The organism is Telluria sp. LT1R51-2, assembly GCF_059685775.1.
Window position 1 is genome coordinate 4,093,704 of the sequence record NZ_JCASIM010000001.1, and the last position, 16,729, is coordinate 4,110,432.

Genomic DNA, 16,729 nt, shown 5'->3' on the forward strand with positions numbered 1-16,729 from the left:
AAGGCCTTCCAGCGATGGAGGGCCTTTTTTTTTCATGAAAATAACGAGGGACGAACGATGAAAAACATACTGGCCGCCGGCATCCTGCTGGCCTTGAACAGCGCGCACGCCGCCACCCAGACAGTCGATTGCGGCCGCCTGCTGGACGTGCAGCAAGGCACCTGGCGCGAACGCGTCAGCATCGTCATCGAGAACGGCAGCGTCGTCTCGGTCGGCCCCATGACCGGCGCCGCCGGCAATATCGACCTGTCGCGCCACGCCTGCCTGCCCGGCCTGATCGACATGCACGTGCACCTGACCAGCGAGACCCTGCCAGCAGTGGACGCGTATCGCGACCGCCTCACGGCCAACCCGGCCGACATGGCCTACCGCTCGATCAAGTTTGCCGAGCGCACGCTGATGGCGGGCTTCACGACGGTGCGCGACCTGGGCGCGGCGGATGACCTGAACATTGCGCTCAAGCGCGCGATTGCCGCCGGCGACGTGCCGGGCCCGCGCATGTTCACAGCCGGTAAATCGCTGGCCACGACGGGCGGTCACGCCGATCCGACCAACAACCTGTCGCACTTCCTGAACGAGAAGATCGGCACGCCCGGCCCGGTCGAAGGTGTGCTCAACAGCCCCGAAGAAGCGCGCCAGGCCGTACGCCAGCGCTATAAGGATGGTGCGGACCTGATCAAGGTGACGGCCACCGGCGGTGTACTGAGCCAGGCCGCCAGCGGCCAGAACTCGCAGTACACCGAGGACGAACTGCGCGCCGTGGTCACGACCGCGAAGGATTACGGCTTTCGCGTAGCGGCCCACGCCCACGGCGCGGAAGGCATGAAGCGCGCGCTGCGCGCCGGCGTCGACTCGATCGAGCATGGCACGCTGATGGACGACGAAGTCATCACGCTCTTCAAGAAGACCGGCGGCTGGTACGTGCCGACTATCTCGGCCGGGCGCTACGTGGCGGACAAGGCCAAGGTGCCGAACTACTACTCCGCGCTGGTGCAGCCCAAGGCAGCGGCGATCGGGCCGCAGCTGCAGGCCACGTTTGCCCGCGCCCACAAGGCCGGCGTGAAGATCGCGTTCGGCACCGATGCCGGCGTGTTCCCGCACGGCGAGAACGCGAAGGAATTCGGCTACATGGTCGAAGCGGGCATGACGCCGATCGAGGCGATCCGCGCTGCCACTGTCAATGCGGCCGTGCTGCTGGATCAACCCAAGCGCCTGGGCGCGATCGCGCCGGGGTTCGCGGCCGACATCATCGCGGTCGAGGGCGACCCGCTCAAGGACGTCAAGCTGCTCGAGCAGGTCAAGTTCGTGATGAAGGATGGCGTCGTCTTTAAAAAGCTGTAAGCTGCCAGGTTTATAAAACCCGGAGACTTTCATGCTGTTCCCGCGATCTGCCCACGCCGCCCTGTGCGGCGTTCTGTTTTTGTTTGCGGCCGCCGTCCAGGCCCAGACCGCCAAGCTGCCGAACGTGACGATCCTCGCCACCGGCGGCACCATCGCCGGAACGGGCGCCAGCAGCACGACGACGGTCGGCTACACCGCCGCCACCGTCGGCGTGCAATCGCTGATCGCGGCCGTGCCCGAGATCACGAAGGTGGCCAACGTCACCGGCGAGCAGGTATTCCAGATCGCCAGCGAAAACATCAGCGATGCGCAGTGGCTGCAACTGGCCAAGCGCGTCAACGTGCTGCTGGCGCAAAGCAGCGTCGATGGCATCGTCATCACGCACGGCACCGACACGCTGGAAGAGACTGCGTACTTTCTGAACCTGGTCGTCAAGAGCAAAAAGCCGGTGGTGGTGGTTGGCTCGATGCGGCCGTCAACGGCGCTGTCGGCCGACGGCCCGATCAACCTGTACAACGCGGTGCGCCTGGCCGGCACGCCTGAAGCGGCGGGCCGCGGCGTGCTGGTGGCGATGAATGACCAGATCCACGCGGCGCGCGACGTCACCAAATCCAATACGACGACGGCGGACACCTTCCGCACGACGGAGCTGGGCATGATCGGCTACATCCAGGGCGGCAAGCCGTTCTTTTATCGCGACGTGACGCGCAAGCACACGGTCGATACCGAGTTCGATCTGGCCAAACTGGATGCGCTGCCGCAGGTGGACGTGGCGTACGCGTATGCAAACGTGGGCGATGTGGCGGTCAATGCGCTGGTGGCAGCCGGCGCCAAGGGTTTGGTGCATGCGGGTGTCGGCAACGGCAGCCTGCCTGCCAAAACCAAACCGGCGCTGGTGGCTGCGCGGGCCAAGGGCGTCATCGTCGTGCGTGCGAGCCGCGTCGGCCAGGGCATCGTGGCGCGCAATGGCGAGGCCAATGACGACCAGCTGGACTTCGTGGTGGCCGATACGCTCAGCCCCCAGAAGGCGCGCATCCTGCTGATGCTGGCGTTGACGAAAACGACCAGCACCAAGGAAATCCAGCGGATGTTTTACACGTACTGATTACGCGCCGGATACCGTAGGGTGGACGGCTGCGCCGTCCACGCGTTCAAACGCTTCCGGCACCAGCGGCGGCGAGGCCACATCCTCGTCGGGCCGCGCCAGCTGCCGGTCCCACATCTGCGCATACAGGCCGCGCGCGGCCAGCAGCGCGCTGTGCGTGCCGCGCTCGACGATCTTGCCGTGATCGAGCACGATGATCTGCTGCGCATCGGCGATGGTCGACAGGCGGTGCGCAATCACCAGCGTCGTGCGGTTCTTCGCGATCTCTTTCAACTGCGCCTGGATCGCCTGCTCGGCGCGCGAGTCGAGCGCCGACGTGGCCTCGTCGAAGATCAGCAGCGCCGGGTCTTTCAGCAGCGTGCGCGCGATCGCCACGCGCTGCTTCTCGCCACCCGACAGTTTCAAGCCCCGCTCACCCACCATGCTCTGATAGCCATCCGGCAGGCTTTCGATGAAGTCGTGGATCGACGCCGCGCGCGCCGCCGCCACGATGTCGTCGCGGCTGGCGCCGGGCCGGCCATACGCGATGTTGTATTCGATCGTGTCATTGAACAGCACCGTGTCCTGCGGGACGATACCGATCGCCGCGCGCAGCGACGACTGGGTGATGTCGCGCAGGTCCTGGCCATCGATCTTGATCGCGCCGCCGTTCACGTCATAGAAGCGAAACAGCAGGCGTGACAGCGTGGACTTGCCCGAGCCGCTGTGACCCACCACCGCCGTCGTGGTGCCAGCGGCAATGGTGAAGTCAACGTCGAACAGAATCTGACGCTTGGTCTCGTAGCTGAATTCCACGTGCGAGAACTCGACCTGCGCGCCCTTGATCTCCAGCGGCAGCGCCTTGGGACCGTCGGCCACTTCGCGGTTCTGGTCGAGCAGGCCAAACAGGCGTTCCATGTCGGCCAGGCTTTGCTTGATCTCGCGGTAGATCACGCCCAGGAAGTTCAGCGGCATGTACAGCTGGATCATGAAGGTGTTGACCAGCACCAGGTCGCCCAGGCTCATGGTGCCGTTGATGACGCCCTGCGTGGCGCGCCACAGGATCAGCGTGACGGCGGTGGCGATGATGAGGGACTGGCCCGTGTTCAGGACCGACAGCGAGGTCTGCGAGCGCACGCCGGCATTCTCGTAGTTCTTCAGGCCCTCGTCATAGCGCTTGGCTTCGTAGTCTTCGTTGCCGAAGTATTTCACCGTCTCGTAATTGAGCAGCGAGTCGATCGCCTTGGTACTGGCTTTCGATTCGAGGTCGTTCATCGTGCGCCGGAAGTGCGTGCGCCATTCGGTGACGACCACGGTGAAGGTGATGTACGAGGCCAGCGCCACGGCGGTGATGATGCTGAACCAGATGTCGTAGTTCAGTATCAGGTAGCCCAGCACCAGCGTGATCTCGACCAGCGTCGGCAGGATATTGAAGAGCGAGTACGAGATCAGCGAATTCACACCGCGCGTGCCGCGCTCGATGTCGCGCGTCATGCCGCCCGTCTGGCGGTTCAGGTGAAAGCGCAGCGACAGCGCGTGCAGGTGGCGAAACACACGCAGCGCGATGGTGCGCACGGCGCGCTGCGTCACGCGCGCGAACAGAAATTCGCGCAGCTCGGTGAAGACGGTCATCGACAGCCGCAGCAGGCCGTAGGCGATCAGGACGCCGACCGGCAGCACCATCAGCGCGTGCGGGTGCGCGGGGTCGATGGCCAGGCCGTCGATCAGCCGCTTGAGCACCAGCGGCACGCCGACGTTGGCCATCTTGGCCGCGACCAGCGCGCCCATGGCGGCCAGCACGCGCCACTTGTAGACCCACAGGTATGGGAACAAGGTCTTGAGCGTGGCCCAGTCGTTGCGGGGAATGCCGGTAGGGTCCGGCGGAAGTGAGGTATTGCGGCGCATGGGGAGACTTTTGTGGTTCAATTCGGGTCGATTGTAGCTTTTACCGAGAATTCACGATGACCACGCCCGAAAATACCGTTACCACGCCCAGTACCATTCGCCTCCCCGCCGGCAAGATGCCCGAACTGCGGGTCATGCCCGCCCCGTCCGACGCCAATGTGTATGGCGATGTATTCGGCGGCTGGATCATGGCCCAGGTCGACCTGGCCGGCTCGCTGCCGGCCACGCGCCGCGCCAATGGCCGCGTGGCGACGATCGCCGTGAATTCGTTTTTGTTCAAGAATCCGGTGTTCGTCGGCGACCTGCTGTCGTTCTATGCCGATATCACCAAGGTGGGCAACACGTCGATCACGGTGTTCGTCGAGGTGTACGCCGAGCGTAACCGGCTGGCGGCCGAAGTGGTCAAGGTGACCGAGGCGACGCTGACCTATGTAGCCACCGGCCCGGATCGCAAGCCGCGCCAGTTGCCGCCGCTCGAATCGCTGATCGCGAACCGGTAATCCGGTCATGAAAAAGGCCGCCATCACGGCGGCCTTCACAATATCAACCCGGTATCAGACCGGCTTTTTTTCGTCGCGCAGTTCGCGCCGCAGGATCTTGCCGACGTTCGTCTTCGGCAGCGTCTCGCGGAACTCGACGAACTTCGGCCGCTTGTAGCCGGTCAGCTGCTCCTTGCAGAAGGCCTTGACCTGGTCGGCGGTGAGGCTCGCATCCTTCTTGACCACGTACAGCTTGACCGCCTCGCCCGAGTGCTGGTCGGGCACGCCCACGCACGCCACTTCGAGCACGCCCGGCATCGCCGCGACCACGCCTTCGACCTCGTTCGGGTACACATTGAAGCCCGAGACCAGGATCATGTCCTTCTTGCGATCGACGATGCGCGTGTAGCCCTTGTCGTCCATGATGCCGATGTCGCCGGTCTTGAAGAAGCCGTCGGGGGTCATGACCTTGGCCGTTTCGTCATCGCGCTGCCAGTAGCCGGCCATGACCTGCGGCCCGCGCACGGCGATCTCGCCGGCGGTGCCGAACGGGACGGCGTTGCCGGCATCGTCCAGGATGCGCAGTTCGGTCGATGGCAGCGGCAGCCCGATGGTGCCGGTGAACTCGCTGATGTCGCAGCGGTTAGCAGTGACCACGGGCGAGGTTTCGGACAAGCCGTAGCCTTCGACGATCGGGATGCCCGTCGTCTTGAGCCATTTGTCGGCCACCGCTTTTTGCACGGCCATGCCGCCGCCCGGGCACACCATCAGGCCCGAGAAATCGAGCCTGGCGAAATCGTCGTCGTTCAGCAGGCCGTTGTACAGCGTGTTCACTGCCGGGAAGATGTTGATGCGGTAGCCACCCAGCTCCTTGATGAAGCCCTTGATGTCACGCGGGTTCGGGATCAACAGGTTCATGCCGCCCACGCGCAGGCCAAGCAGCGCGCAGACCGTCAGCGCATAGATGTGGTACAGCGGCAGTGCGCAGGCAAACTGCGCCTGCTGGCCCGCCGGCATGCGGCTTAAGGTCGGCGCGAACCAGGCTTCGTTCTGCAGCACGTTGGCGATCACGTGGCGGTGCAGCAGCACTGCACCTTTCGACACGCCCGTGGTGCCGCCCGTGTACTGCAGGAAGGCGATGTCGTCGTGGCCGATCGCAACCTGCCCCAGGGTTTCGCGCGCGCCCTCGGCCAGCACCTTGTTGAAGGCGATCGCGCCTGGCAACGAGTAGGCCGGCACCATCTTCTTGACCTTTCGTACCACCAGATTGACCAGCGTGCCTTTCAGGCCGCCCAGCAGGTCGCCCATCGTGGCCAGGATGACGTGCTTGACCTGCGTCTGGGCGAGCACCTGCTCCAGCGTGTGGGCGAAGTTTTCCAGCACCACGATCGCCTCGGCACCCGAGTCGGTCAGCTGGTGCTGCAGCTCGCGCGGGGTGTAGAGCGGATTGACGTTGACGACGACGTAGCCGGCGCGCAGCACGGCGGCCAGCGCCACCGGATATTGCAGCACGTTGGGCATCATCAGCGCCACGCGCGCGCCTGGCTTCAGGCCCCTGGCCTGCAGCCAGGCGGCCATGCGCTGCGACATCGTATCGAGTTCGGAAAACGTGATGGACTTGCCCATGCAGGCATAGGCCTTGCGGTCGGCGTACTTGCGAAACGCCTCCTCGAGCAAATGCGCCAGCGAGCGATATTGCGTCGCATCGATCTCTGCCGGTACACCGGTTTCGTACGACGTGAGCCAGAATTTGTCCATGTATTCCACTGCCTTCCTTGTTGGTTCCAATAAAACGCCGAAGCCGCCTCGCAGGCGGCTTCGGCTGATTGCCCATCGTCCGCCGTGACTTACGCCACCGTGTCCGCCTGCTTTTCATCCCGCAGCGCGCGTCGCAGGATCTTGCCGACGTTGGTCTTGGGAAGCTCATCGCGAAACTCGATGTACTTGGGTCGTTTATAGCCGGTGAATTCCTGCTTGCAGTAGGCCAGCAAGTCGTCCGTCGTGAGATTCGGGTCTTTTTTTACCACGAATACTTTGACCGCCTCGCCCGAATGCGCGTCCGGCACGCCGACCACGGCGCACTCGAGCACGCCCGGATGCCCGGCGATGACGCCTTCGAGCTCGTTCGGATAGACGTTGAAGCCCGAGACCAGGATCATGTCCTTCTTGCGATCGACGATCCTGACGTAGCCGTTGGCATCCATGATGCCGATGTCGCCCGAGCGGAAGAAGCCGTCGGCCGTCATGACCTTGGCGGTTTCGGCCGGCTGTTTCCAGTACCCCTGCATGACTTGCGGGCCGCGGATCGCGATCTCGCCGCTCTCGCCCGGCGCTACCGGATTGCCGGCATCGTCGATGATGGCGATGTCGGTCGATGGCACCGGCAGGCCGATGGTGCCGGTGAAGTCAAGCACGTCGGCGCGGTTGCAGGTGGCCACCGGCGACGTCTCGGACAAGCCGTAGCCTTCGATGATGGCCACGCCGGTGACATCGCGCCACTTGTCGGCCACGGCCTTTTGCACCGCCATGCCGCCGCCATTGCACATGCGCAGGCCGGAGAAATCGAGGTGGGCAAAATCGGGGTTGTTCACCAGCGCGTTGTACAGCGTGTTCACGGCCGGCAGCATGTTGAAGCGGTACTTGGCGAGTTCTTTGACGAAGCCCGGGATGTCACGCGGGTTCACGATCAGCACGTTCAGGGCGCCCATGCGCATGCCCCACATCGCGCACGCGGTCAGCGCGAAGATGTGATACAGCGGCAGCGCGCAGACGATCGTCAGCGGCGCGCCGCCCGCCTCGCCCAGCGCCGGCTGCGACCAGGCTTCGCTTTGCAGCACGTTGGCGATCACGTTGCGGTGCGTGAGCGTGGCGCCTTTCGAGGGCCCCGTGGTGCCGCCCGTGTACTGCAGGAAGGCGACGTCGCCGGCCTTGAGCGTGGCCGGCTTGAAGGTCATGCGGGCGCCCTGCGCCAGCGCATCCTTGAAGGACACCATGTTCGGCAGCGAGAACTCGGGCACCATCTTCTTGACGTGACGGACCACGAAATTGACCACCATGCCCTTGGCGCCGCCAAGCAGCTCGCCCATGTTCGCCACCACCACGTGGCGCAGCGGCGTCTTGCCCATCACCTTCTGCACGGTGTGGGCAAAGTTTTCCAGCACGATGATCGCTTCGGCCCCCGAGTCGGTGATCTGGTGTTCGAGTTCGCGCGCGGTGTAGAGGGGATTGACGTTGACGACGACATACCCGGCGCGCAGCACGGCGGCCAGTGCGATCGGGTACTGCAGCACATTGGGCATCATGAGCGCCACGCGCGCACCCGGCGTCAGGCCGCGGCTTTGCAGCCAGGCGGCGAGCTTTTGCGAATACGCGTCAAGTTCGCGGTAGGTGAGGAACTTGTCCATGCAGACAAAGGCATTGCGGTCCGCGAATTTGCTGAACGATTCTTCCAGCAACTGCACCAGTGAAGAGTACTGATCCGGATTGATCTCTGCCGGCATGCCTGGTGGATACGACTGCAGCCAAATCTTGTCCATGGGTTGCCTCTGTCTCGGGATCTTTTTCAAGATCATGATCGTTCTTGTCGACGGCCGTGCTATGTTGCCGGCTCGCGTGCGCACGAAGCTTATGCCTTTGCTATCGCTGGGTGTGATGCTATCGGGCAGCGCCCTTGTGCGCAAGCGCTTTTACGCCGATTGGAACCTGCCCTCTACGGCAGCGCGCTCATGGTGCGCTGCACCACCTGCAAGCCCGGCGCAGCCGGCGTCGCCAGCCGTGCCAGGACACGATTGCGTTCTTTCTTGTCGAGGGCGGCAAGCCGGTTGACGGCCGTGTAGAAACCCTTCCAGGTCTTCTCGCGGCGCAGCAATGCGCGAAATGCCGGCACCAGGTCATTGTAGGTCGCTACCGAGGCCAGGTGGGCATTGGAGAGCGGCTCGGCAAAGAAACGGTCATAGCCGGCGTAGCCGCCCCAGTTTGCCTTGAGCACCTGGTAGTCGTTCTGCAGCGCGATGAACAGGCGGCCCTTGGTGGCGCGCTTGGTCTCGTCCGGTTCGATGCTCTTGTAGGTGCGCTCGAGCTCACCGCGATAACGCAGCAGCAAGGCCAGGAAATCGCGCTTGCGGGCCTTGTAGCGGTCATAGGCCGCGCTCATGGCCGGGTTGCCGAAGCGTTCGAGCCAGGCTTCCACGCCGGCCTGCTCCACAGCACTGGCAAACGATTCATTGAATTGCGAGTCGCCTGCGACATAGACGACCTGGTGCGCCAGCTCATGGAAGATCAGGCGCGCCAGTTCGGCGTCCGGATAATTGATGAAGGTCGAGACCAGCGGATCGCTGAACCAGCCGAGCGTCGAATAGGCGGTGACGCCGCCCACTTCGACGTCATGGCCTTCTGCGCGCAGCTGCCTGGCATAGGCCTGCGCATCGGTCTTGCTGTAGTAGCCGCGGTAGTTCACGCAGCCGGCCACCGGAAAGCACCACTGGATTGGTTTGAGGGACAGTTCGGGCGTGGCCACCACGTTCCACAGCACGTAGGGGCGTTGGAGGCTCGTGTAATTGGTGTAGCTCCCGTTATCGGGCAGCTGCATTTCCTGGATGGCGAAGCGGCGGATCTGGCGCGCCGCCTCCAGCCGGTGCCGCAATGTGGCGCTGGTGGCGCTGTCGGCGATCCAGTCGTCGATCGGGCGCGCATCGGACAGCAATTGCAGCTGGCCCTGCGCGGCCTGGGTGTAGTACGAAAGCGATGAGCAGCTGGTCAACATGAAGACCGCCGCTGCCGCGGCCATGAGCGGCCGGAAGGCCAGTGAGAATCTAGAGGGCGTCATCTCGTGTGGGGGGCGCAGCTTTTTCAACCTGCACCAGGGTGTCGTAGAAAGTGGGCGCCCGGCCCATGTCGGTCAAACGCTGGCTGGTGACTTCGTTGGCGTTCTTGCCGTCGGTGGCGAGCTTTTTCCACCAGATCGACAGGCCCACCACCAATCCAGCGCGCGCCTTGTCGGTCACGCGTGCACGGGCGAGGAACGAACCGCGGTCGTTATAAATGCGCGCCATGTCACCGTGCCCGATGCCGCGTGCGGCGGCATCATGCGGGTGGATGTCGAGGTGCGGTTCGCCCTCAGTTGCGCGCAGGCTCTGTACATTGACAAACGTCGAGTTGAGGAAGTTCCGTGCCGGTGGAGAAATCATGGCCAGCGGATAGGTTTTTGCCAGCTCCGGGTTCGAGGCGACCGACTCGTATGGCGGGATGTACGTCGGCACCGGATCGAGGCCGTCGGCCAGCATGCTCTCGGAAAAGAACTCGCATTTGCCCGATGGCGTCGTGAAGCCGCCGTCGGCAAACGGCGCATCAGGCATGTTGAGCTTGCTCCAGCCGGTGCGCTTGAGCGACTCCCAGTCGAAGTGCACCGCGCGCGTATCCTTGCTGTTGAAGGCTTGCGCTGCGATGGCGTCGTCGCTCTCGCGGAAGCACGGATCGGTAAAGCCCATGCGCGCGGCAAGCAGGCGGAAGAACTCGGTATTCGGCCTGGATTCGCCCACCGGCGCCACGGCGGCGTTATTGGCCATCATGTACAGGTGGCCGTAGGCCAGGTGCGCATCGACGTGTTCGAGCTGGGTGGTGGCCGGCAGCAGGATGTCGGCGTAGTCGGCGCTGTCGGTATGAAAGTGTTCGAGCACCACGGTGAACAGGTCTTCGCGCTCGAAGCCCTGCTGCACCTTGCGCGAATCGGGCGCAATGGCAAGCGGGTTGGCGTTGTAGACGATGACGGCCTCGATCTTCGGGCCGAAATCGGGCGCGCTCTCGCGCAGCAGGTCGTCGCCGATCGTGGTCATGTTGATCGTGCGCGGGGTGCGGCCGGCCAGCAGATCCGGGCGCTGCAGCGCCGGACGGTTGGTCGGGAACGAGGCCGAGCTCGACAGCTGGATGCCGCCTGCGGGCAGGCGCCACGCGCCCACCAGGGCTGGCAGGCAGGCGATATTGCGCACGGCCATGCCGCCGCCGCGCACGCGCTGGATGCCGTAGTTGACGCGGATCGCCGCCGCTTCGCCGTTCTTCGCCGTCTGGCCGTACAGGCGCGCCAGATTCACCACTTCATCGACGGTGATGCCGCAGATGGCGGCCGTGCGTTCCGGCGGCCATTCGAGGGCGCGCGCCTTGAGGGGCTCGAAACCCAATGTGTGCTTGTCGATGTAGGCGTGATCCAGTAAATCTTCCTGGATCAGCACATGCATCATGCCCAGCGCCAGCGCGGCATCCGTGCCGGGCAGCAGCGCAATGTGTTGATGGCATTTTTCGGCGGTGAGCGAGCGATACGGATCGATGGCAATCAACGTGGCGCCATTGCGCTTGGCTTCTTGCGCGCGCATCCAGAAATGCAGGTTCGATGCGATCGGGTTGCCGCCCCAGATCAGGATCAGTTTGGCGTTCTGGAACTGTTCAAGGTCGGTGCCGATCGAACTGCCGATGGAATACCGGTAGCCGGTCGCGCCAGCCGTGGCGCAGATCGTGCGGTCGAGCAGCGACGCGCCCAGTTGATTGAAAAAGCGCAGCGACATCGATTCGCCCTGCACCAGGCCCATCGTGCCGCAATAGCTGTACGGCAGGATCGCTTCGGGGTCGCGCGCGGCGATGCCGGTCAGGCGCGTGGCGATCTCGTCCAGTGCAGCGTCCCACGTGATGCGCTCGAACTTGCCTTCGCCCTTGCGGCCGACGCGCCGCATCGGATACAGCACGCGGTCCGGGTGGTAGGTGCGCTCGATGTAGCGCGAGACCTTGGTGCACAGCACGCCGGCCGTAGTGGGATGGTCCGGGTCGCCCTTGACCTCCGTGGCGACGCCGTTCTCGACTTTGACGAGCAGCGCGCAGGTATCGGGGCAATCGTGGGGACAGGTCGCACGGACGGTGGTAGTGGTCATATTGTTATTTGGGCTTTGCATGCAGGCTGCACTGAAAAAACTGCGCTAAACCAATACTTTATACGATTCGGACGGGGTTCGTGACCTCCCCTGACAAGTCTGTTTAAGGCACGCTACAATAGTTAAAACCATGCCATGCAAGGGTGGCAAGACAACCGAGGGGCCTCCAGCAAACCCCTACGCGCAGCGCCTGACGCGCTGCAGCGCGCGGCAGCGTCACCGAGGTCCCCATCGCGGAGAACATCATGAAACTGGTTGAACCTATCCTGGCGTCACTCGCCGAAATCCAGGCAATCCGGCGCGACCTGCACGCGCATCCCGAATTGGGCTACGAAGAACACCGTACCGCGCAGATCGTGGCCGACCGGCTCGAAGCGTGGGGCATTCCCGTCGTGCGCGGGCTGGGTGTGACGGGCGTCGTCGGCATCATCAAGAACGGCACATCCGAACGCGCGATCGGCCTGCGCGCCGACATGGACGCGCTGCCCATGCAGGAAATCAATGGCTTCGCCCACGCGTCGACCAATGCGGGCAAGATGCACGCCTGTGGCCACGACGGCCACACGGCGATGCTGCTCGGCGCCGCGCACTACCTGGCGCAGCACCGCAATTTCGACGGCACCGTGTACCTGATTTTCCAGCCGGCCGAAGAAGGCGGCGGCGGCGGGCAGCGGATGATCGAGGATGGCCTGTTCGAACGCTTCCCGATGGACGCCGTGTACGGCATGCACAACTGGCCAGGCATCGCCGAGGGCACGTTTGCCGTGGTCGACGGGCCGATGATGGCCTCGAGTAACGAGTTTCGCGTGACCGTGCGCGGCAAGGGCGCCCACGCGGCGCAGCCGCACCGCGGCATCGATCCGATCATGGTCGCGGTGCAGATCGCGCAGGCGTGGCAAACGATCATCTCGCGCGAAAAGAACCCGCTGCTCACGGCGGTGTTGTCGATTACCCAGATCCACGCAGGCAGTGCCACCAACATCATTCCGGATGAAGCGCAACTGGTGGGCACGGTGCGTACGTTCACGACCGACGTGCTGGATCTGATCGAGCGCCGCATGCAGGAAATGGCCGACGGGATTGCTGCCGGCTTTGGCGCGACGGTCGACTTTGGCTTCAAGCGCAAGTATCCGCCGCTGGTGAACCACACCGAGCAGACCGCGTTTGCGATCGAGGCCATGCGCGCAGTGGTGGGCCCGGATGCAGTCAATGCGAATGTCGAACCGACCATGGGCGCCGAGGACTTCGCCTTCATGCTACAGGCCAAGCCAGGCTGCTATGTCTTCCTGGGCAATGGCGATGGCGACCACCGCGCCGGTGGCCATGGTCTTGGCCCATGCCAGCTGCACAATGCCAGTTATGACTTCAACGACAACCTGCTGCCGATTGGCGCGAGCTATTGGGCGCGCCTGGTGGAGATGCAACTGCCGGTTGCCTGATGGCGTGGCGGGCCGGACGGCGCGCCCGGCCCTGTTTGACGGCGCCTAGAACAGTCCGAGGAATTTTTTCTTAATCGTGTTCTTGCGCGCCGGATCGACCACATCGGTCACGTCCTTGTCGTTGAACTTGTCGATCAGGGCGGCAAAGCCACGGTGGCGCGCCAGGTCGAGTTCTTCCTTGAACAGCGGCACGACGCAGTGGAAGTAAATGTCCTTGCCTTCGACCGTCACCGAGTGAAACGGTTCGGGCGCCGACACGGGCGGCAGCAAAATCGCGCCGCAGAAGTCCACGCCATCGACGTAGGGCTTGGGCGGGGCGCCATTGGGCAGCGCATGGCCCAGGCCGATCCAGGTGCCCTGGTTGTGCGGATAGTGCGCCAGGTGGCGCATCAGCGCGACTGGCCAGTACCAGCGCTCTTCCTTGATCGACGTTTCATCGAGCTGCCAGTTCGCCGGCAAGGTCATCATCAGTTCAGCGAACGGCGGCGCACCTTCCGGCGTCGTCATCGGGCGCTTGCTCATCCCCGAGGTCACCAGGCGCACGTAAGGAAAATCGGCGGTTGGCGCGATCACGTGGACGTCGACCTGGATGGCACCGCCATCGGTTTCGTGGAAGAACATCGCGGGTGCGCCAAGGTGCGTGGCAATGTGTTCACCGACCGGGTCATGCGGCAGCACGACGGATTCCGGTTGGCGCTGCATCGGCGCGCTTAAGGGATACAACGGGGTGATGGTTGGTTCGGCCATGGGTCTTGATCGATATTGTTGCGGCGGGCGCCTATGATACCTGCGCTGCCCGCTTGCGTGGCCGGCAGCACGCTATTGTTCTCGCTAGTACAATACCGCATTATTCCAAAATGTCATCCCCCACCCTTTCCAGGTAGACCATGTTCACTCTCAAAAAAATCAGCATGCTGGCGCTGGCCAGCGCCGCGCTGTGCGCGCCTGCCGCGTTCGCCCAATCCACCGTGGGCAACGGTTATATCGATTCCGTGTCGTTCGAATACGGCACCAATCCGCAGCAGCGCATGGGCCGCGTCGCGATCCAGTCGGACTGGGACAAGCAGTGGTTCGCTGGCAATGGCCGTCATCTGTCGGGTTACTTTGAAACGAACCTGGCCCTGTGGCGCCTGAACGCGTACGAGAACGTCCCCGGCCGCAACAAGAACATCGGCGTGCTGGGCTTTACCCCGGTGTTCCGCTACCAGAACGACAACAAGCTGGGTCTGTATGGCGAAATCGGTATCGGCCTGAACGTTCTGTCGACGCTGTACAAGAATGAAGACAAGGAACTGTCGACCGCGTTCCAGTTCGGCGACCATCTTGGCGTGGGCTACACCACCGCCAAGTGGGACTTCGGCCTGAAGTACCAGCACTATTCGAACGGCAGCATCAAGAGCCCGAACGCCGGCGCCAACTGGCTCGTCGCCAAGGCAGCCTACCGCTTCTGATGGGCTTTATTACCCGCGTGACACCCGCCCCCGCTGCGGGTACACGGCGCGGGTAAATAGCATTTCGTGACACAATCGGGCCTTTCGCGGCGCAGTCCGCGCGCTGTTGTCGAGGCCCGATTGACTCCTTCGCCCACCCTCAAACGCTATCTCCCCTGGCTCGTCGCCATCGCGCTGTTCATGGAACAGCTGGATGCGACCATCGTCAACACCGCTATTCCCAGCATCGCCGCCAGTCTTGGCGTCACGCCGCTGAGCCTCAAATCGGTCGTCACCAGCTATATCCTGGGCCTCGCCGTCGGTATTCCACTCAGTGGCTGGATGGCCGATCGCTTCGGTACGCGGCGCGTGTTTTTTACCGCAATTTCGATTTTTACCTTTGCGTCCGTGTTGTGCGGACTGTCGGTCGATGCGCGCATGATGACGGGCGCGCGTCTGCTGCAAGGGTTGGGCGGCGCGATGATGATCCCGATCGGGCGGCTGTCGATCGTGCGTACGTTTCCCAAGAATGAGTTGCTGGGGGCGATGAACTTCGTGATCATCCCGGCGCTGATCGGGCCGTTGCTGGGTCCGACGATTGGCGGGCTGATCGTGCACTGGACCACGTGGCGGGTGATCTTCTTCGTCAATGTCCCGGTGGGGCTGATCGCGCTGTACTTTGTCTGGCGGCACATGCCGGATTACCGTGCGGAGCAGCGGCGGCCGCTCGACGTTGCCGGTCTGCTGCTGTTCAGCAGCGGCACGGCGTTGTTGTCTTGGGTGCTGGAAGTGTTTGGCGAGCACACGCTCGACGGCATCACGGCCGGTCTGCTGTTCTTGCTGGCACTGGGTTTGCTCGGCGCTTACGCCTGGCATGCATGTCGCACGAAGTTTCCATTGCTACGCCTGACGCTGCTCAAGGTGCGTACCTTCCGCATTGCTGTACTGGGCGGCTTCGTGACCCGTCTTGGCGTTGGCGGCTTGCCGTTCCTGCTCCCGCTGCTGTACCAGCTGGGGTTGGGGATGCCAGCGTGGCAGTCGGGGCTCATGATGATGCCATCGGCACTGGCGGCAATGGGGATGAAACTGTTCGCGCCGCGCCTGCTGGCGCGCTTCGGTTATCGTCAGGTGCTGCTGGCGAACACGATCATGATAGGCGTCACCATCGCCATGTTCACGCTGGTCGATGCCGGCTCGCCATTGATCATGATCGTGTGCATCAGCCTGATGCTGGGGTTCTTCAACTCACTGCAGTTTTCGAGCATGAACACGCTGGCCTACGCCGACATCGAGCCAGCGGACTCAAGCATGGCGAGCACGATCTCCAGCTCGCTGCAGCAACTGTCGATGAGCTTCGGCCTGGCCGCAGGATCGATCGTGACCGCCTGGTTCCTTGGTGATGTGTCCCAGACCAATGGAGGTCAGGTGACGCAAGCGATACACCACGGGTTCATGGCGCTGGCGATACTGACGCTGTTTTCGTCGCTGGTATTCTGGCGCCTGCGCCGCGATGATGGCGACAGCATCAGCCGAAGCCGCGGCGTGGCCAAGACGGTGGAACCGGCGACGGTGGCAGGGCAGTAGTTACGCCGGCCCCGTAAGTGGCGCGAGGACCTTTTCGCGGTTGTTCAGGATGAAACTCACGAAGGTCGGCTCCTTGACGGCCAGGCGTACCAGACCCGGCAGCAGTGGATAGCAGAACGTGGCGATCCTGCGCACGCATTCATCGTCGCGCAGGGCAGCTTGTGCTGCCTGGCCCGATGCGCCGTGCAGCATCGGTGCGAGCGTGGCGCGTTGCTTGTCTACAATGGCGGCGATGGGCGTCATGAGTCTGGCATTCAACGCGGCCTGGTCGATGGGATCTGACATGGTGATTCTCCGGTGGTCGATGGAGAATGTTGGCTTAGAGCCGGTTGGTCGATGCTGATGTTGGGCAACGGAGTCGCCAACTCCCGCCTTGCCTGAACAGCAGCGACCTATCGATCGTCCAAAGCGAAAAGCCCCACTCAGATGACTGAGCGGGGCTTTTCTATATAACTAGCCTGACGATAACCTACTTTCACACTGGTTGCAGCACTATCATCGGCGCAAAGTCGTTTCACGGTCCTGTTCGGGATGGGAAGGGGTGGGACCGACT

At 63.4% G+C, this 16,729-nt stretch carries 13 protein-coding genes and 1 rRNA gene; 6 read left to right on the forward strand and 8 right to left on the reverse strand.

Going from position 1 to position 16,729, the window contains the following annotated elements; genetic code table 11:
• Positions 1-57 precede the first annotated feature (57 nt).
• Positions 58-1,341 carry a metal-dependent hydrolase family protein gene (locus tag AC56LH_RS18110; protein ID WP_499648314.1) on the forward strand — a complete coding sequence of 428 codons (1,284 nt, stop codon included), beginning with the start codon at positions 58-60 and terminating at the stop codon, positions 1,339-1,341.
• A 31-nt stretch (positions 1,342-1,372) separates the two neighbouring features.
• Positions 1,373-2,446, forward strand: a complete 1,074-nt coding sequence (locus tag AC56LH_RS18115) for a type II asparaginase (protein WP_499648316.1) — start codon at positions 1,373-1,375, stop codon at positions 2,444-2,446.
• Here the strand turns inward: AC56LH_RS18115 and AC56LH_RS18120 are convergent, their stop codons facing one another.
• Complete coding sequence (locus AC56LH_RS18120; RefSeq protein WP_499648318.1) at positions 2,447-4,330, reverse strand: ABCB family ABC transporter ATP-binding protein/permease; 1,884 nt, start codon at positions 4,328-4,330, stop codon at positions 2,447-2,449.
• A 56-nt stretch (positions 4,331-4,386) separates the two neighbouring features.
• Here AC56LH_RS18120 and AC56LH_RS18125 point away from each other — a divergent pair, with 56 nt between their 5' ends.
• Positions 4,387-4,830 (forward strand): acyl-CoA thioesterase, encoded by a 444-nt coding sequence (locus AC56LH_RS18125; protein ID WP_183555969.1) that lies wholly within the window; start codon positions 4,387-4,389, stop codon positions 4,828-4,830.
• A gap of 54 nt (positions 4,831-4,884) precedes the next feature.
• Here the strand turns inward: AC56LH_RS18125 and AC56LH_RS18130 are convergent, their stop codons facing one another.
• The 4 genes from AC56LH_RS18130 to AC56LH_RS18145 all read right to left on the reverse strand — a co-directional run bounded on the left by AC56LH_RS18130 (position 4,885) and on the right by AC56LH_RS18145 (position 11,723).
• A complete protein-coding gene (locus AC56LH_RS18130) occupies positions 4,885-6,567 on the reverse strand; it encodes a long-chain-fatty-acid--CoA ligase (RefSeq protein WP_499648320.1) in 1,683 nt (560 codons plus the stop codon).
• A gap of 89 nt (positions 6,568-6,656) precedes the next feature.
• Complete coding sequence (locus AC56LH_RS18135; protein ID WP_499648321.1) at positions 6,657-8,345, reverse strand: long-chain-fatty-acid--CoA ligase; 1,689 nt, start codon at positions 8,343-8,345, stop codon at positions 6,657-6,659.
• Positions 8,346-8,518: 173 nt separating this feature from the next.
• A complete protein-coding gene (locus AC56LH_RS18140; RefSeq protein ID WP_499648513.1) occupies positions 8,519-9,595 on the reverse strand; it encodes an aminopeptidase in 1,077 nt (358 codons plus the stop codon).
• A 25-nt stretch (positions 9,596-9,620) separates the two neighbouring features.
• Positions 9,621-11,723, reverse strand: a complete 2,103-nt coding sequence (locus AC56LH_RS18145) for a molybdopterin-containing oxidoreductase family protein (protein WP_499648323.1) — start codon at positions 11,721-11,723, stop codon at positions 9,621-9,623.
• Between the two features lie 245 nt (positions 11,724-11,968).
• Here AC56LH_RS18145 and AC56LH_RS18150 point away from each other — a divergent pair, with 245 nt between their 5' ends.
• Positions 11,969-13,162, forward strand: coding sequence for a M20 aminoacylase family protein (locus AC56LH_RS18150; RefSeq protein WP_499648325.1), 1,194 nt, complete (start codon positions 11,969-11,971; stop codon positions 13,160-13,162).
• 45 nt (positions 13,163-13,207) lie between these two features.
• Here the strand turns inward: AC56LH_RS18150 and AC56LH_RS18155 are convergent, their stop codons facing one another.
• On the reverse strand, positions 13,208-13,909 hold the full coding sequence (locus AC56LH_RS18155; protein WP_499648327.1) for a suppressor of fused domain protein: 702 nt from the start codon (positions 13,907-13,909) through the stop codon (positions 13,208-13,210).
• A gap of 140 nt (positions 13,910-14,049) precedes the next feature.
• On the opposite strand from AC56LH_RS18155, the gene AC56LH_RS18160 reads away from it, so the two are divergent.
• Both AC56LH_RS18160 and AC56LH_RS18165 read left to right on the forward strand, forming a co-directional pair.
• The gene (locus tag AC56LH_RS18160) at positions 14,050-14,613 is read left to right on the forward strand and encodes an acyloxyacyl hydrolase (RefSeq protein WP_499648329.1); all 564 of its coding nucleotides are present in this window, start codon (positions 14,050-14,052) and stop codon (positions 14,611-14,613) included.
• Between the two features lie 120 nt (positions 14,614-14,733).
• On the forward strand, positions 14,734-16,176 hold the full coding sequence (locus tag AC56LH_RS18165; RefSeq protein WP_499648331.1) for a DHA2 family efflux MFS transporter permease subunit: 1,443 nt from the start codon (positions 14,734-14,736) through the stop codon (positions 16,174-16,176).
• On the opposite strand, the gene AC56LH_RS18170 is transcribed toward AC56LH_RS18165, so the two are convergent.
• The gene (locus AC56LH_RS18170) at positions 16,177-16,461 is read right to left on the reverse strand and encodes a hypothetical protein (RefSeq protein WP_499648333.1); all 285 of its coding nucleotides are present in this window, start codon (positions 16,459-16,461) and stop codon (positions 16,177-16,179) included.
• Between the two features lie 171 nt (positions 16,462-16,632).
• Positions 16,633-16,729: ribosomal RNA gene (gene rrf / locus AC56LH_RS18175) — 5S ribosomal RNA — on the reverse strand; the annotation flags it as partial.

What these genes read in the sequence shown, in the direction of transcription:
- AC56LH_RS18125 (WP_183555969.1), top strand. Translation starts at nt 4,387, where the DNA reads ATGACCACGCCCGAAAATACCGTTACCACGCCCAGTACCATTCGCCTC.
- AC56LH_RS18130 (WP_499648320.1), bottom strand. Translation starts at nt 6,567, where the DNA reads ATGGACAAATTCTGGCTCACGTCGTACGAAACCGGTGTACCGGCAGAG.
- AC56LH_RS18140 (WP_499648513.1), bottom strand. Translation starts at nt 9,595, where the DNA reads ATGGCCGCGGCAGCGGCGGTCTTCATGTTGACCAGCTGCTCATCGCTT.
- AC56LH_RS18150 (WP_499648325.1), top strand. Translation starts at nt 11,969, where the DNA reads ATGAAACTGGTTGAACCTATCCTGGCGTCACTCGCCGAAATCCAGGCA.
- AC56LH_RS18160 (WP_499648329.1), top strand. Translation starts at nt 14,050, where the DNA reads ATGTTCACTCTCAAAAAAATCAGCATGCTGGCGCTGGCCAGCGCCGCG.
- AC56LH_RS18145 (WP_499648323.1), bottom strand. Translation starts at nt 11,723, where the DNA reads ATGACCACTACCACCGTCCGTGCGACCTGTCCCCACGATTGCCCCGAT.
- AC56LH_RS18155 (WP_499648327.1), bottom strand. Translation starts at nt 13,909, where the DNA reads ATGGCCGAACCAACCATCACCCCGTTGTATCCCTTAAGCGCGCCGATG.
- AC56LH_RS18135 (WP_499648321.1), bottom strand. Translation starts at nt 8,345, where the DNA reads ATGGACAAGATTTGGCTGCAGTCGTATCCACCAGGCATGCCGGCAGAG.
- AC56LH_RS18170 (WP_499648333.1), bottom strand. Translation starts at nt 16,461, where the DNA reads ATGTCAGATCCCATCGACCAGGCCGCGTTGAATGCCAGACTCATGACG.
- AC56LH_RS18120 (WP_499648318.1), bottom strand. Translation starts at nt 4,330, where the DNA reads ATGCGCCGCAATACCTCACTTCCGCCGGACCCTACCGGCATTCCCCGC.
- AC56LH_RS18115 (WP_499648316.1), top strand. Translation starts at nt 1,373, where the DNA reads ATGCTGTTCCCGCGATCTGCCCACGCCGCCCTGTGCGGCGTTCTGTTT.
- AC56LH_RS18110 (WP_499648314.1), top strand. Translation starts at nt 58, where the DNA reads ATGAAAAACATACTGGCCGCCGGCATCCTGCTGGCCTTGAACAGCGCG.